The sequence below is a fragment of the Paenibacillus sp. FSL A5-0031 genome, from assembly GCF_001956295.1.
Lineage (GTDB): Bacteria > Bacillota > Bacilli > Paenibacillales > Paenibacillaceae > Pristimantibacillus.
This window is the reverse complement of sequence record NZ_MRTD01000015.1, coordinates 186,478-201,635: the sequence shown is the minus strand read 5'-3', so window position 1 is coordinate 201,635 and position 15,158 is coordinate 186,478. Positions and strand designations below refer to the sequence as shown.

Below are 15,158 nucleotides of genomic sequence, written 5' to 3'. Positions count from 1 at the left end.
CCCATAATCCTATGAAGCAAGCATAGACCAGAATAGAAAAATAGCAGTACAGGAATAGCTCTCCTGTACTGCTACCAATACTCCGTTCAAAGCGAGCTATTCCTCAGCGAGCTTGATGCTTATGGGACAGCCCCTTTTTCTCATGAAACAGCTAACTGTTTCTGTTTCTTATTGCTTCCGTGCCACCCGGATACGAGAACACCGAGTAATACAAGCGCTGCGCCGATATAACCTTTGAATGGCAATATTTCATTGATGAACACAAACCCGAACAAAGCAGCAAACAACGGCTCGAGCGAAAAAATAAGCCCGGTTCTTATAGGAGTCGTATATTTCTGAGCTAAAGGCTGAACCACATAGCCAAATGCACTGCACACGATACTTAATACGAGTACGGCTACCCATCCTTCTGATGTATTAGGAAGTTTGGGCGTTTCGAATAGGAAAGAGAAGAACAAGCCATAAGCACCTGCGAATCCCAATTGTAAAATGCCTAAGTTCAACGTATTCGTTGTTTTCGCCGCAGAATCGGTAATTAGAATATGTATGGCATACAATAGAGCCCCCATAATACATAAGAAATCTCCCGGATATATTCGCAGCTCGCTGTTTAATGTAAGAAATCCAATACCTATAATAGCAAGGAAAACCCCAATGACAAGGCTAAGCTTAAGTTTTTTCTTGAACACGGTGACATAAATTAAAGGGACAAATATAACGGTTAAGCTAATTAAAAATCCGGCGTTAGAAGTTGTGGTCGTTTTTAGACCAAACATAATGCCTGTAAATACACCAAATAATAATAATCCAAGCAATGCTGCATATTTTAACGTCTTCAGGTCGGTATGACGCAAGCTTTTGTGGAAGAGGGCGGCCGATAAAAGGAACGCAAATCCGCAGCGAAGAGCAATCAAATTAAATTCTTCAATTGAATTCAGCCCCAGCTTCATAAAAATGTAGGATGAACCCCAACATAACGTAATCATTAAAATAAGAAAATCGGCTTTCAGCGGCTTCAATCTGTACCATCCTTTGTTTAGCAAGTGTTAGTAATCGAACTAGTTGGATACCAAGTACTAACACAGTATACTAAGGAAGGATTAACAAGTATATTGAATGTTTGTTATGATATACATTAGTAAACCTCATGTTAAAGGCGGGCTATCGATGAGTATTAATAAATACGAAGTTTTCATGAAAGTAGTTGAACAAGGGAGTCTGACAAAAGCTGCTGATCTGCTAGGATTCACGCAATCGGGCGTAAGTCATATGATCAAAAGCTTGGAAATAGAATTGGGTTTTGCCCTCCTGCTCCGAGGACGGTCGGGGATAAAATTAACGGCAAATGGAGAGCAGATGCTAAAGCCAATTCGTGAAATATTAAACTGGAACGAACAATTGAAGCAGGTAGTGTCATCGATTCATGGTTTGGAGGCAGGTACAATCCGTATAGGCACCTTCACCAGCGTATCGGTTCATTGGCTTCCTGGCATGATTAAGCAGTTTCAGAAAGAGTATCCGACCATTGAAATTAAGCTGATGGAGGGCGACTATCAGGAAATAGAAAGCTGGATTGAAGAAGGTCAAATTGACTGTGGCTTCATATCTATTCCAACTCGCGGCACATTTGAGGTTATTCCTCTAAAGAAGGACCGAATGCTGGCTATTTTACCGCTGGATCATCCTTTAAGTGAGCTGACCTATATGCCATTAGCCAAACTCGAAAATGAACCGTTCATCATTTCGAGCGAAGGTTCTGATTATGATGTCAGGCGGGTTCTAGATCACGCATCGATTAAACCCAATATTAAGTTTTCGTTAGGGGATGATTTTGCGATTATTGCCATGGTGGAGAATGGGCTTGGCGTCAGTATCCTGCCTGAGCTTGTTCTTCAAGGGCGCGACCATAAGGTCTGCGTGATGGAACTCGAGGAGCGCAGCTACCGTTCACTCGGAATTGCCGTCCAATCCATGAAAAATGCATCGCCTTCCGCAAGGCGATTCGTGAATTATGTCCAGCAATGGTTGGAGAATTGGGAGCAATAAGAATCAGGCTGATCGAACGAAAGAACAGGAAGATAGTAGAGTTTAAAGGAATTTCATAGTAAAATATACTAAAAATTAAATAACCGAGGGGGTTGCTGATTGTGATCATTGAGACGGAACGGTTAATTTTAAGAGATTTTGTAACCAATGATTTCGAAGATATACATGTGTATGCATCGAATCCGGTCGTAGTGAAGTACATGTTATGGGGACCAAACTCGAAAGAGGATACACAAAATTATATGAATATGATAGCCGATATGCAAAAACAACAGCCTCGACTTGGTTATGAACTCGCAGTGGTCATGAAAGAGAACAATCAGTTGATCGGTGGTTGTGGAATTCACATCATCAAACCTTCACAAGGAGAGCTTGGTTATTGCTTTAATCATAACTATTGGGGAAGCGGCTACGCATCAGAGGCTGCGGCTGCCTTGCTTGAATTTGGATTCCATGAGCTCAAACTTCATCGCATTTTTGCTACTTGTCGCCCAGATAATATTGGATCGGCTAAAGTGCTGCAAAAAATAGGGATGAAATATGAAGGACATATTAGGGAGCATATGCGCCATAACGAGAAATGGCATGATTCCTATCAATATTCCATTTTAGAAAATGAATATGTTTAGAAGAGTCACTTTCAAAAGGTGAGGTGACAGTGATTATGGTTCGTGAAGAGGATAAAGCAATCATTAATCATTATGTTGCTGCTTATAATTCGTTAGATGTAGCGGGAATGGTTAAGTTTTTGCATAACGATATTATATTCAGGAATGTTTCCAATGGCGAAATTAACACTGAAACTAGAGGTATACAAGAGTTTATACAATTGGCGGAAAAATCCTCAAAGATGTTCTCTAGCCGCTGTCAGACTATTATGAGCGTTCATGCTATAGAGGACAAAGTAGAAGTGCAGATTGATTATGAAGGAACACTTGCTGTTGATTTGCCTAACGGATTAAGCGCGGGAGACAAAATACAGTTAAAAGGGAAATCAATATTTGGGCTGGTAGACGGAAAAATTTTTATGATAGAAGATTATAGTTAACAATAACGGCTAACAGAATTACATTCTTTGGAGGTGCTTCACCGTGAAGACAATTGGTCTGATAGGCGGCATGAGCTGGGAGTCATCTGTGCTCTATTACCAAACCATTAATCAAAAGGTAAAAGAAAAGTTAAGGAAACTTCATTCTGCAAAAAGTATCATGTATTCAGTGGATTTCGAAGAAATCAAGACGCTCCAGGAACAGGGGAAGTGGGACGAAGCAACTGAGATCATGATTGATTGTGCACAAAAACTAGAATTAGCCGGAGCAGAGCTGATTATAATATGTACGAATACGATGCACAAAATGGCCAAAGAAGTAGAGGATGCTGTATCCATCCCACTGCTTCATATCGCAGATGCAACAGCAAATGAAATAATTAAAGATGGAATAAAAAAGGTTGCTTTGCTTGGTACGGCTTTTACAATGGAACAGCAATTTTATAAGGGAAGACTAAGTGAAAAGTTTGGGCTTGATGTCATTATTCCTAATGAGTCAGAGCGAAAGATTATACATGACATCGTCTATGATGAGCTTTGCCTTGGAATTATAAACGAACAATCCAGAGAATCTTATTTAAAGATTATAAATCGACTTAGTGAGCAGGGAGCAGAAGCTATTATTCTTGGGTGTACAGAAATAACACTGCTCATATCGCAAGATATTTGCAGTGTCCCATTATATGATACAGCAAGAATTCATGCGGAGTGTGCAGTTGACTTTGCTTTAAGTGAGGAGATTTTTCGCTAACGTTCAGAGTTGATATCAACAACTTATGGCATTGGAATGGCTTATTCGCGACTATCTAGTGCATATGGAACATCATATAAAATTAATAAAAGGCGGCCGCTAACGGTCGCCTTTTATTATACGATTTACTTGATTTTACAAATCTCTTTATCCATAAGCATTTTAATAAATAATCCGCCTTGAACGGTACGGTTTTGGAAGCCTACCATCTTGGCAGTTCTTGTTGAATACCAATCGCTCATTGGAACGCGGCTCTCGGTTTTATCATATGCATGCCAGAGGCGGTCTACAATGGAATTGAAATCTTCCTTATTGTCGCAGAGCGTCGCACTCCAAACGATCCAATCCGATTTGGTGTAAGTGTCACGATTATCAAGCATGAGGCCAAACTCACCTGAATGTTTCTCCAAATAGGCTTTAGTCTCAGCTTTAAATGTATCTTTAGGGAACAATTCTAGACCGAATAATTGATCCCATACCGCATTGTATTTCATGCTGAAGGAATCAGGACGATCAAATGCTAAACGATAGGTTCCGTCTTCATTAGCAGCCATGACGAGCCAGTTATCTATCATTCCTTTTGCAACATTCATTAATTCCTCTGACTTTTTCTCGTCTCCAGCCATACGGTTTAGAATCGCAAAGCTTGCGATACCCATAATAGCCTTAATCGATAAGTTACAGTTATGCGCGAGATGCCCTGCAAAATCATCCGTACACAGCTGGTTGTCAGGATCTACACCATTGTTAATTAAATAATTGCACCATTTCTCAAGATGGTCCCAGTTCTCTTTGGCAAAAGATACATCATTCTCCGTGACCGCAACAGCAGCTGTGCAAATCAGCATATTGCCGCATTCTTCAACGGGCATTTGCCAAGTAGGGCATGTGCCGTGACTATAGACTTGGCCGTTAACGAGTGGATAGGTTCCCGCATCGTGTGGTGCAAAATCATAATACCAAATATCAGTAGCAGCGTATTTAAAAATAGGGCGCAGCATCCCTTTAACGAGCTCTGGGTTGTAAATTAAAAATTGCGGTATGGATGGATACGTAACGTCTACCGTAGCTGCACAGCCATTGCTGAAATTTTCTTTGGATATAAAGAGAACGTTTCCATCCGTATCCGCACAAACCTTATGACCTGCAATAGCTTGTCTGTAGGCTAATGATACTAGTTCCGCATACTTCTCGTTGCCTGATTCTGCAGCTTCTGCAAATAGAGTGGATGAGAATTGTTCACACTTTTCAAATAGGCTGTCGTACTCAGATAAAGCCTGCTTCAAGGCATCTTCGATGGTTTCACCGTCTTTTTTCCAATAAGCATTAAGCGGCTCATTGAAATATTCAATCGCTTTGATGTCATCATATGCAACAGCAAAAAGCGCATTTGCGTTTTCACCTGTATTTACAGGGATAGACAGCTCAATGTTATGGCTTACCGTACCGTATTCATGTGTATTGGCTACATCGATGACAGAAGCCTTTTCATGATTAGAAGCGAGGTATAAATAACCCCAGTTAATTCTAAGATCATCACCAGCTTTATTTAAAACATTTTGAAATTTGCTTCCAATCTTGCCGCATGTGAAACCTGGCCCGCTAATATCTTTGTAATCGACTGGGAATTCATATTTAAAGTTTTGACATAACTCATCATCGACATTTATTTTTATAGTCACATCATGTGCTTCGCCATTGTTAGATTCGGCTTGTACATGAATATAAGACACGGGTCTAGACATAAGCTTTAAATCATCCATTAGAAGTGGGGTAGTAAACGTAACTACCAAATTGATTTCATCAGAAGTAAAACGATATTTGCTGGATAATGCATTAATATCTACACTTGTTTGTTTCATTTTTATACCATTATCGTTGCCGCCCATAAAACAATATTCTTTTCCGTTAACCTCAGCGGTACCGACTAATTTATGAGGTTGGCCCGTCCAATGTTTGGTGTCAGCTTCGTTCAGTTCGTTCGCCATAGACCAAACAGAAAAATAAGGATCTACAGTTATAAGTGGGACAGCTGGAGCTCGCATAATCATAGTAATTCCTCCTAAGTTAGATGAAAATGAATGAAATGCAAAACGATTGAATAATGTTATCTGTTGCTGTAATATACAATTTATCATACAAATTACGGTCTGATAATAGAGGTTATCACAATAGATGTGAGGAATATCACAATGAAAGAAACTGTTTATAGCTTTTGGCATCTGCTAGATCCTAAACTTCCATTGAATATCGTAATGGCAGGAATTTCTTATTGCGACAAGAATTATATCATCGAGAGAAAAGGTGAAAATTTATTTTCATTCGAATATATTATGGATGGAAGCGGTGTGCTTGAGATAGAATCCCAAACGCTGTATCCTCAAAAAAATGACGTATATCTCTTAACTAAAAATAGTTATCATAAGTATTATTCCAGCGAGGAAAATCCGTGGGTTAAAATATGGGTCGTTTTTAATGGGGATTTTGCAGAAAGTTTATTTAAGCATTACTTGCCAGCAGACACCTATATTGTGAAGGATTGCAACATTCTTTCTTATATGAATGAAATTATTAATATTGCATCTGCCAAGCAAAAAAACTACTCTGATATTACAGATGAGATTTCAGTTATTGTGTTAAAAATCATATTGCATTTAAAAAACCATTTGGAAAATAAAGTGCTCTCTATTCCTGAACGCATTAAACAATGTTTGGATTTAAACATCGAGAATGCTATCGATATTAACGATGTTTCATTGCAGCTTGGTTATTCGAAAAATTACATTATTAAATTATTCCGAGAATGTTATGGTATAACGCCTTATACTTATTTTCGCAATCGCAAAATAGAGCTCGCCAAGCAATATTTGCTTAACACGAATCTAAATATCAACGAGATATCTACAAAGCTGAATTTTGCCGACCAGCATTATTTCTCTTCATCATTTAAAGCGATTGCAGGCATTACTCCTTCGGAATATAGAAAAAATAGAACTAACCAATTTATAGATGCGGAGGGGTACTCTTGAACATCTACGTAGTCAGACACTGCAAGGCAGAAGGGCAATCGCCAAGTGCTAATCTTACCGAAGAAGGTTATCTGCAAGCGGAGCGGGTAGCTGAATTTCTGCATGGCAAACCTATCGAACATATCATTTCGAGTCCGTTCCTAAGGGCCATTCAATCTATTTCTCCATTTGCTGAAAAAATTCAGGTAAACTGTCATTTGGATGACCGCTTGTCAGAACGAGTTTTATGTGGCGAAAACAATGTTAACTGGCTTGAAATGCTTCGTCATACTTTTACAGATCTTGAGATATGTTATGAAGGCGGCGAATCCAGTACTTCTGCGATGAATCGTGCCTTAGCGGTAATAACCGATGTGAGAAATAGCGGGTTTAGCAATGTGGTTATCGTTACCCACGGAAACTTGATGTCCTTGCTGCTTAAGCATTATGATACTAAATTCGGTTTTGAGGAATGGGCATCCTTGTCTAATCCTGATGTCTATCATTTGCAGTTTGAAGGTGAAGTTCCGATTATACAGCGAATTTGGAATGGCTGAGCTAGATTATTAATAATACAAGGAGGCGATAGGTTTGTACGAATATATGTATGTTGAAACATCATTGGGCGGGTTTTTCTCAGAGGCAAAACATCGGGAAACGATCGATGAATATGCAAAAGAAGGATGGAGATTAGTACAGGTTTTACCGACACATTATAATGGTCACGGAAAACCAACGGCGTATGAAATTATTTTCGAACGTTTAATATCTAATAGGGACGCAAACACGTAAAAGTGTTGCGTCCCTTTTTTAATCAGTCATTCATAAATCAATGCTATGTTTTACTTCCAGTATTTCTCGATAATAGCATCTCGGCCAGAATATACTCGTGATTCCTTATAAAACTTTGGATTTTTACGATGATAGTTCTGGTGATACTCTTCCGCAGGATAGAATACTTCCGCTTCTTGAATCTCTGTTGCAATCGGCTTGTCAAAACGGCCGCTCTTTCCAAGCTCATCCTTGGATATTTGAGCAAGCTGGCGCTGTTCTTCTGTATGATAAAAGATGGCAGCACGGTATTGGCTCTTGCGATCATTGCCTTGTCCTACAGCATCTGTAGGGTCAATTTGCGGCCAATAAAGCTCAAGCAGTTTTTCATATGGGAAGATGTCCGAATCATAAGTGATTTGTACGACTTCCAAATGACCGGTTTCACCAGTCAATACTTGCTCATAAGTAGGGTTCTCTAGCGTTCCGCCCATATAGCCGGACAGAATGCCATGTATGCCGGGCTGTTCTTCAAAAGGACTTACCATACACCAGAAGCAGCCCCCGGCAAACGTTGCTTTTTGTATCATTTGCTCTCCCCATTTCCTTAACTAATTAATAAAGCATTCGTATGAACACTCATTATAAGCTTGATCATTCAATCAGTCTATTGCTTTGGTGGCTTCATAAGAGACATTGTCTAGAAATTCCAAAGCTTTTGCAGTAAACTAATTGAATCTAATTATATCTATTTATAATCAAATAGTACATGACATTCATTTGGAAGTAGGGGATTACTTATGATTTTTGTTTTTGATTTAGATGGAACCATTTGCTTTAAAGGACAGCCTGTTTCAGAAAAAATTCTAAGCTGTTTGGAGGAATTAACTCAAGCAGGGCATGAAGTTATTTTTGCTTCCGCTCGTCCCATTCGAGATATGCTTCCTGTTATTCATCAACGTTTTCACAGCATTTCTCTTATAGGAGGAAATGGTTCTCTTATTTCTAAGGATGGCAGTATGATCGCTATAGAAACTTTTAATGAACATTTACGCCTTAACATGCTGAAGCTTATTGAAGAGCATCAAGCGACATATTTGATTGATAGCCATTGGGATTACGCCTACACCGGTTCTTTAGAGCATCCGATATTAAAAAATGTTGATGCCTCCAAGCTTGCTAAGCTTGTTGCAGTAGAGTCGCTGGAGACCATCGTCAAAATACTAATTCTTACCGCGAATGATATGGAAGTTTTGGAGCAAAAGCTCGCATGCCTAGAAGTTGTTATTCACAGGCATCGTAATGAAGGTGTCATTGATATTAGTCCAACTAATATTCATAAATGGAGTGCCCTGCAAAAATTAGGGGTGGAAGCCAAACAATTTATTGCATTTGGGAACGACGCCAACGACATTTCGATGTTTCAAAATGCGAAGCATGCAGTTATGATTGGCCATCACGATGAGCTCGCTCCTTACGCATCGGAAGTGATTCCGCTCGCGGGCAATTGCGAAGAACAAATCGTAGAAAAACTGAGGGAGCTTGCTGGCAAGCATGTTCCATTGAATTCTTAAATGCTGCATGAAGTTAAGTCATAAATTTTTAATAGAGAACAGCAACATAAGGAGCTCATTATGGAGGAACAATGGATAATTGCAAAATATGATCCAGAATGGAAAAATCGATTTTATGATATCGCTCTAAAAATAAGAAATGCTTTGGGGGACTTGGTCGTTCGTATTGACCATGTTGGCTCAACTTCGATTGTTGGTTTAGACGCGAAGCCCATCATTGATATTCAATTATCCGTTATTGATTTTGAAACGATCATAAACCATAAGAGTGAGATGGAGAAACTAGGCTTCGTATATCGAGAAGAAAACGCAGATAAAACGAAAAAGTATTTCCGAGAAATACCGGGCAGTCGAAGAACGCATATTCATGTACGGCAAGCAGGTAGTTTTTCAGAACAATTAACTTTATTGTTTAGAGATTATTTGCGCGCGCACCCTGGGGACTGTTTAAGATACGCTCGGGAGAAACATCGATTGTTTGAGCTTTATAAGGATGAACGCTCCAAGTATGTAGAAGGCAAAGGGCCTATCGTTTGGGATATCATTCAGAAAGCACATATTTGGTCGCAAGAAGCGGGTTGGAAACCAGCGGTTTCAGATATGTGAAGGAGTAACTTCTTATTAAGATGGAAGGAGCAGCATGCATAGGCAGCTGCTCCTCTTTTGCGTATATAGGATTTAAAGATGTTACATGCCCGATTCCTTAACCAGGCGTTTGACCATGGAATGAAGATTCAGCGATTTTAAACTTAAGCTCAGCTCTTGGTTAAAAAAGAGGATCAAACCAGACTTGTTATCTGGATTAAACACCGTAATCGTGAGTACTCCGGGATCTGATCCGTTGTGTCCGATCACCTTGCCCTTACTGACGCCCTTCAAGTAAAGACTATCCAGCGCTGAATAGCTCCATCCGAGTGCCTGATTGCCATTATCCGACTGCGGTTTGAACATCTCATCAAGTGTGGCCTGCGACAGGATGGTTCCGTTCTCGGCCTTCCCGCCGTTCATGATGGCAAGATAGAACTTAGCAAATTCGGTAGTCGTCGTCTTTAGCGTACCGTCGGGATAGGTCGGGAAAGAATAGGGCACTAGCGGTTTATGTTTTGCATCATATTGTACGGCAAGTACGTCATTGCTTAATAAATCTTTATGCAGCCATTTGGTATGCTTCATGCCTACCGGGTCAAAGATATGCTGCTGCGTATATTCCGGAAAAGGTGTTTTGGTCATCTCTTCGACAAGATAGCCTAGTAAACCATATCCGACATTGCTGTAGCTGAACGCCGAACCAGGCTTATTTTTCGTAAAGTTTTTTTCTTCGTCGTACCATTTTCCTCCGGGAACGAGGAAATCCTTCATAAACTGCGCGAGTGTAACGGTTGAGTCGCCACCACCGCTGTTCGAAGTGTAGAGGCTGTCGTACAGCTTCCAATTGTTATCGATTCCTGAAGTATGATTTAACAGCATGCGGAATGTAATGGGAGTGTCTGGAAATTTAGGATGAACAATACTTATCGGCAAAAACGTATTTATGTCATCATCCAGCTGAATGATTCCTTTCTCAACAAGCTGCATGACGGCCGTGGCAGTCACTGTTTTGGAAACGGAGGCAATCTGAAATACCGTGTCATTTGTGATCGGTATATCTTTTTCCCTGTCGGCGTCGCCGTAATTAATAATGCGATTGATTTGATTGTCTTTGATTATTGCGATGGATACGCCTGTCATGCCTGATTTCTTCATTTTGACCTGGACGAATTTCTCAAGATCCTTAGGGTTAGAGAAATCAACTTGAATGAAAGTAATCGTTGCGAAAGCAATTATGAGTGCTCCCAAAATAGGTCCAATGATTTTCCAAACCCGACCCTTCTTCCTTTTCTTCTCCATCATGACGCCACCTTCCGCCGTTTCTCAGGCCGACTATTTATAACATTTCTTAACTTTACCAGATATAGTAAAAAACGAATTCGCACCGCAGTCGAGTTTGTTGCCTCGACTTTAGACTAGATCGTGCTGGAGATTTGAATTATTATTCTTTTGTTTGTATAATAATTCAACCGGAAATGCTGGACACTTTTCATACCACATTTTTCAACAAAAACATTAGTGGTTAGGAGCAGTTGCTATGAAAATAAGTAAACAATCTGCTGAACATTATATTTGGGGAGACAACTGTGATGGTTGGCATTTAGTGAAGAATCAGGAATTAAGCGTCATTCATGAAAAAATGCCTGCAAATACTGCGGAAGTAAAGCATTATCATCAAGATGCTAAACAATTTTTCTTTGTCTTATCAGGAACAGCTGCAATGGAAATTGGTGATCAAGAGGTTATTTTAAATCAACATGAAGGAATTGAGGTTCCACCTCAGATCCCTCATCAAATGTTTAATAAATCCAATGAAGAAATTGAATTTTTGGTTATATCTCAACCGAATAGCAGAGGGGACAGGTACGTAATAGAATAATAGGATTAGCCAGTGGATAACATTGATGGGTTTGTTAGTTAGTTGTAAGATAATTAATAAACAATTCAAGGAGGATTATATGAAAACCATCGTCTATATGGTTAGGCATGCTGAATCCCCATACGATGAAGGAACTGAAAGAACAAGAGGACTCACCACAAAGGGTAAGGGCGATGTTGAAAAGGTAACAGAAATTCTTAAAGAAGAAGGAATAGATATTATTATATCTAGCCCATATAACCGAGCCATCTTGAGTATTGAGGGATTGGCACAAAACTTAGGATTGGATATCGAAACATTTGAAGATCTCAGGGAAAGGCATTTTGCTGAAGAAATTATTGAAAATTTAATGTCCGTTATTAGAGAGAAATTTTATGATTTTGATTATTTTTTACCGGGTGGGGAGTCTAATTCTGATTGCCAGAATAGATCGATATCAGTGATAAAAAACATATTGAAAGAACACTCTGGGAAAAAAATAGCTATTGGAACACATGGTCTTGTAATGACTTTGATGATCAATTATTTTGATTCAAGTTATGGTTTGGATTTTTTAAATCAATTAAAGAAACCAGATATTTATAAATTAAGTTTTGAAAATTTAGAACTAAAAGAGGTAATAAGACTATGGAATGAGGATTTAGTAACGGATACGTTAGCTAAATAAACTAACTAACTATGTTTACTTAACCATGAGTTAGCTGTTATGAATTAACGAGAAAATGTTTTTCATTTCCTATCCTTACATATGAATGGCAGCCTATGACGTGTTTTTTCGTCCAAGGCTGCCATTTTTTTATTAGGCTGATCCAAGACATGATTTGAATTGGATCTGTGCAACTTGCTCCTTTTGGAATATTAAATTGAAATTAGTACCAAAATAGAGTGAGGATTTACGGATTGTATAGATATGGATGTGATTTCATTTGAGCGGTTCGGGTAATAAAATCAGCTTTGTGCAAATATTTATGATGTTTTCATTAATGAATGGCCTTGCCAGCCACGTTATCGTAAATCCGATGATTTTGTCTGCTTCCAAACGTGATTCGTGGATTACTGTACTGATGACAGGTGTATTTTTTCTTATTTGGATTTTGCTATTGGTCTGGATAATGAACCGATCAGGTCAGCAAGAGTGGAAAAAGTGGCTATCCCGTAGGAGTTCCCCTTTTGTTTCATGGCTCCTAATCCTTCCCGTTTGCATTCAGATGTATCTCATTGGCGGGATGACCGTCATCCATACGGCTACATGGCATGTAACAAATTATTTGCCCTCTACTCCTAAGATGCTGCTCGTTGTCTCATTGGTATTATTTTGTACAGCCATGTCTATGTGGGGATTAAAGGTCATTGCGATCGTTGCAGGCGTGTTGCTTCCGCTTGTTGCTTTGTTAGGCATTTTTGTCGGTTCATTCAATTCTCCAATGAAAGATTTTTCGTTATTAAAGCCTGTACTAGAGCATGGATGGAGTCCGGTTTGGAACGGAATGGTTTATTCCGGCGCAGGTTTTGTGGAGTTGATGGCGCTTATCGTGCTGCAGCATCATTTGAAGACGAAAGTTCGAGCTTGGCAGCTGCTTTTATATGGCGTATTTTCCATCGTCATTTCACTGGGACCTATCGTTGGTGCGATTACAGAGTTTGGTCCCATAGAAGCATCCCATCAAATGACTTCGCCTTACGAGCAGTGGAGGCTCGTGAAAATTGGGCAATTTGTTGAGCATCTAGACTTTTTATCCATCTTTCAATGGCTGTCTGGCGCGATTGTTCGCATAAGCTTATCTGTGTATTTATTCGTTGAATTGCTTTCTCTTCGTCAAGCACGCAGTCGACACTGGGCAATAGCTATCATTATGGTGAGTTATATCCTTCTGTCACTGTTTCGAGTAAACGAATATACCTTTTATTTATGGATGGATCGCTATTACATGCCAATCTCGCTGGCGGTATTGTTGTCCTTTTCATTCTTATGGATGATTGCCGCCCTGTTCTTAGGATCTGCCTCAAAGGAGGGAAAAACATGAATGGACAAGCGCAGTCAAAGTCAGAGATCTGGAATGAGGAAAGCTTAAGGGCTCTCTTTGAGGGTTCATCAGATGTCAAAATCCAAGCCTGCCACTTTGGAGAACAAGAGAGTGTTGAAGTCGTGATTGCTTTTGCAGAAGGACTGAGCCATTCAGCCGATATTGGTAAGTTTATTTTGCCAGAGCTTAATCGACTCTTTAAAGAACAGGGCTCATTCAAGGATCCGATTGTGCGGTTGTCCAATGTACTCTCGATTACGGAATTTACAGAAGTGACCGAGGACGCGCTATCGGAGGCTATATTTCAAGGGGATCTGCTGCTCATATTCACCGAAGAAAATAAAGTGGCTTTTGTAAGCATAGCAGATAAGCCAACAAGACAACCATACGAATCCAGTACAGAAATTTCGGTTAAGGGACCAAGGGATGGGTTCGTTGAAGATATTACTGTAAATATTGCCTTAATCCGTAAACGGCTTCGAAGCCCTTCTCTCCATGTAGATAATTTGACAATAGGACGAAGAACAAAGACGCGGATTGGGGTTCTTTACTTTTATGACATCATTAATCCCAAGATATTGGAGGACTTACATGCGCGATTGGAAAAAATTGATATTGACGGTTTAATCAGTATTAGCCAGCTTGAGGAATTGTTGTCTGATTTTAAATTTAAGCTATTGCCGATTATGGATTTTACCGGAAGACCTGATTATGCCGTCCAAAGCTTGCTTTCGGGCCGTGTAGTACTCGTTATCGATGGATTGCCGATGGTGTTAATTGCGCCAGCTGGCTTGTCCCTTATTTTAAAGTCTCCAGAGGATGCCCATTTCAACTATGCGTATGTTTCATTCTCAAGAATAATAAGAGGGATCAGCTTATTCCTGTCTATCTTTTTACCAGCCATATGGGTTGCGTTAGTGTCATTTCATCAAGACCAAATTCCATTTCAAATGATGGCTACTATTTCCGTGACAAGACTGGGGCTGCCGCTTTCTTCGCATATGGAAATGTTTTTGCTGCTCATGCTGCTAGAAATATTTAGGGAAGCGGGAGTAAGGCTACCTAACGCAATTGGTCAGACACTGACGTCAATTGGGGGGTTGATCATTGGAGATGCAGCCATTCGAGCGGGTTTGGTTTCGCCGTCAGTTGTTGTAGTTGGTGCGATTACCGCTGTTTCGGGGGTAACTCTAGTGAATCAGACGTTAAGCACGCAGGTTAGTATTTTGAGGCTGTTCTTTTTTACACTATCCGCAATTCTCGGCATGTATGGCGTGATCTTAGGTATGGTACTGCTCATTGGTTACATGGGTACTATAAAATCATTTGGCGTAAGCTATTTGGCGCCTTTATCTCCGCTATCCGTTAGGGAGCTGCTTATTTCTTTCCTGAGATTGCCGTGGGATAAAATCAACAAACGACCTACCGCGCTGCAAACGAAAGATCCCGATAAGAAGAAGGAGGATTAG

General features: G+C 39.9%; 17 protein-coding genes. 13 read left to right on the top strand and 4 right to left on the bottom strand.

The features are described from left to right. Positions 1-140: 140 nt before the first annotated feature. Positions 141-1,019 (bottom strand): DMT family transporter, encoded by an 879-nt coding sequence (locus BK120_RS24685; RefSeq protein ID WP_076270159.1) that lies wholly within the window; start codon positions 1,017-1,019, stop codon positions 141-143. 148 nt (positions 1,020-1,167) lie between these two features. On the opposite strand from BK120_RS24685, the gene BK120_RS24680 reads away from it, so the two are divergent. From BK120_RS24680 to BK120_RS24665, 4 genes are all read left to right on the top strand, one after another. Beyond that, the gene (locus BK120_RS24680) at positions 1,168-2,046 is read left to right on the top strand and encodes a LysR family transcriptional regulator (protein ID WP_076270158.1); all 879 of its coding nucleotides are present in this window, start codon (positions 1,168-1,170) and stop codon (positions 2,044-2,046) included. 101 nt (positions 2,047-2,147) lie between these two features. Continuing rightward, positions 2,148-2,675, top strand: a complete 528-nt coding sequence (locus BK120_RS24675; RefSeq protein ID WP_076270157.1) for a GNAT family N-acetyltransferase — start codon at positions 2,148-2,150, stop codon at positions 2,673-2,675. Positions 2,676-2,710: 35 nt separating this feature from the next. Then, positions 2,711-3,094: a nuclear transport factor 2 family protein gene (locus BK120_RS24670; protein WP_076270156.1), complete on the top strand. Its 384-nt coding sequence runs from the start codon at positions 2,711-2,713 to the stop codon at positions 3,092-3,094. A 43-nt stretch (positions 3,095-3,137) separates the two neighbouring features. After that, positions 3,138-3,845, top strand: a complete 708-nt coding sequence (locus BK120_RS24665; RefSeq protein WP_076270155.1) for an aspartate/glutamate racemase family protein — start codon at positions 3,138-3,140, stop codon at positions 3,843-3,845. A gap of 125 nt (positions 3,846-3,970) precedes the next feature. On the opposite strand, the gene BK120_RS24660 is transcribed toward BK120_RS24665, so the two are convergent. After that, the gene (locus BK120_RS24660) at positions 3,971-5,896 is read right to left on the bottom strand and encodes a glutaminase domain-containing protein (protein ID WP_076270154.1); all 1,926 of its coding nucleotides are present in this window, start codon (positions 5,894-5,896) and stop codon (positions 3,971-3,973) included. Positions 5,897-6,037: 141 nt separating this feature from the next. Between BK120_RS24660 and BK120_RS24655 the strand changes: the two genes are divergently transcribed. Genes BK120_RS24655 through BK120_RS24645 form a run of 3 tightly spaced genes read left to right on the top strand, consistent with a single transcriptional unit; the run spans position 6,038 to position 7,645 of the window. Further along, the gene (locus BK120_RS24655; protein WP_076270153.1) at positions 6,038-6,874 is read left to right on the top strand and encodes an AraC family transcriptional regulator; all 837 of its coding nucleotides are present in this window, start codon (positions 6,038-6,040) and stop codon (positions 6,872-6,874) included. Further along, positions 6,871-7,410 carry a histidine phosphatase family protein gene (locus BK120_RS24650; RefSeq protein ID WP_076270152.1) on the top strand — a complete coding sequence of 180 codons (540 nt, stop codon included), beginning with the start codon at positions 6,871-6,873 and terminating at the stop codon, positions 7,408-7,410. The genes BK120_RS24655 and BK120_RS24650 overlap by 4 nt, the downstream gene beginning before the upstream one ends. 34 nt (positions 7,411-7,444) lie before the next feature. After that, positions 7,445-7,645, top strand: coding sequence for a DUF4177 domain-containing protein (locus BK120_RS24645; protein ID WP_076270151.1), 201 nt, complete (start codon positions 7,445-7,447; stop codon positions 7,643-7,645). Between the two features lie 50 nt (positions 7,646-7,695). Here BK120_RS24645 and msrA read toward each other — a convergent pair whose 3' ends face one another. After that, positions 7,696-8,214 (bottom strand): peptide-methionine (S)-S-oxide reductase MsrA, encoded by a 519-nt coding sequence (msrA, locus tag BK120_RS24640; RefSeq protein ID WP_179089886.1) that lies wholly within the window; start codon positions 8,212-8,214, stop codon positions 7,696-7,698. A 210-nt stretch (positions 8,215-8,424) separates the two neighbouring features. On the opposite strand from msrA, the gene BK120_RS24635 reads away from it, so the two are divergent. Together BK120_RS24635 and BK120_RS24630 are read left to right on the top strand one after the other, a co-directional pair. Further along, positions 8,425-9,198, top strand: coding sequence for an HAD-IIB family hydrolase (locus tag BK120_RS24635; protein WP_076270150.1), 774 nt, complete (start codon positions 8,425-8,427; stop codon positions 9,196-9,198). A 60-nt stretch (positions 9,199-9,258) separates the two neighbouring features. Beyond that, the gene (locus BK120_RS24630; protein WP_076270149.1) at positions 9,259-9,804 is read left to right on the top strand and encodes a GrpB family protein; all 546 of its coding nucleotides are present in this window, start codon (positions 9,259-9,261) and stop codon (positions 9,802-9,804) included. Between the two features lie 81 nt (positions 9,805-9,885). Here BK120_RS24630 and BK120_RS24625 read toward each other — a convergent pair whose 3' ends face one another. Further along, positions 9,886-11,088, bottom strand: a complete 1,203-nt coding sequence (locus BK120_RS24625) for a serine hydrolase domain-containing protein (protein ID WP_083682398.1) — start codon at positions 11,086-11,088, stop codon at positions 9,886-9,888. Between the two features lie 235 nt (positions 11,089-11,323). Between BK120_RS24625 and BK120_RS24620 the strand changes: the two genes are divergently transcribed. The 4 genes from BK120_RS24620 to BK120_RS24605 all read left to right on the top strand — a co-directional run bounded on the left by BK120_RS24620 (position 11,324) and on the right by BK120_RS24605 (position 15,158). Beyond that, positions 11,324-11,665, top strand: coding sequence for a cupin domain-containing protein (locus BK120_RS24620; protein WP_076270147.1), 342 nt, complete (start codon positions 11,324-11,326; stop codon positions 11,663-11,665). 79 nt (positions 11,666-11,744) lie between these two features. Continuing rightward, positions 11,745-12,332: a histidine phosphatase family protein gene (locus BK120_RS24615; RefSeq protein WP_076270146.1), complete on the top strand. Its 588-nt coding sequence runs from the start codon at positions 11,745-11,747 to the stop codon at positions 12,330-12,332. A 259-nt stretch (positions 12,333-12,591) separates the two neighbouring features. Further along, the gene (locus BK120_RS24610; RefSeq protein ID WP_076270145.1) at positions 12,592-13,689 is read left to right on the top strand and encodes a GerAB/ArcD/ProY family transporter; all 1,098 of its coding nucleotides are present in this window, start codon (positions 12,592-12,594) and stop codon (positions 13,687-13,689) included. Then, positions 13,686-15,158: a spore germination protein gene (locus BK120_RS24605; RefSeq protein WP_076270144.1), complete on the top strand. Its 1,473-nt coding sequence runs from the start codon at positions 13,686-13,688 to the stop codon at positions 15,156-15,158. Before BK120_RS24610 ends, BK120_RS24605 begins: the two co-directional genes overlap by 4 nt.

Excerpts from the sequence above, each read along its gene's own strand:
- BK120_RS24680 (WP_076270158.1), top strand. The coding sequence starts at position 1,168 with ATGAGTATTAATAAATACGAAGTTTTCATGAAAGTAGTTGAACAAGGG.
- BK120_RS24670 (WP_076270156.1), top strand. The coding sequence starts at position 2,711 with ATGGTTCGTGAAGAGGATAAAGCAATCATTAATCATTATGTTGCTGCT.
- BK120_RS24660 (WP_076270154.1), bottom strand. The coding sequence starts at position 5,896 with ATGATTATGCGAGCTCCAGCTGTCCCACTTATAACTGTAGATCCTTAT.
- BK120_RS24655 (WP_076270153.1), top strand. The coding sequence starts at position 6,038 with ATGAAAGAAACTGTTTATAGCTTTTGGCATCTGCTAGATCCTAAACTT.
- msrA (WP_179089886.1), bottom strand. The coding sequence starts at position 8,214 with ATGATACAAAAAGCAACGTTTGCCGGGGGCTGCTTCTGGTGTATGGTA.
- BK120_RS24635 (WP_076270150.1), top strand. The coding sequence starts at position 8,425 with ATGATTTTTGTTTTTGATTTAGATGGAACCATTTGCTTTAAAGGACAG.
- BK120_RS24630 (WP_076270149.1), top strand. The coding sequence starts at position 9,259 with ATGGAGGAACAATGGATAATTGCAAAATATGATCCAGAATGGAAAAAT.
- BK120_RS24625 (WP_083682398.1), bottom strand. The coding sequence starts at position 11,088 with ATGATGGAGAAGAAAAGGAAGAAGGGTCGGGTTTGGAAAATCATTGGA.
- BK120_RS24620 (WP_076270147.1), top strand. The coding sequence starts at position 11,324 with ATGAAAATAAGTAAACAATCTGCTGAACATTATATTTGGGGAGACAAC.
- BK120_RS24615 (WP_076270146.1), top strand. The coding sequence starts at position 11,745 with ATGAAAACCATCGTCTATATGGTTAGGCATGCTGAATCCCCATACGAT.
- BK120_RS24605 (WP_076270144.1), top strand. The coding sequence starts at position 13,686 with ATGAATGGACAAGCGCAGTCAAAGTCAGAGATCTGGAATGAGGAAAGC.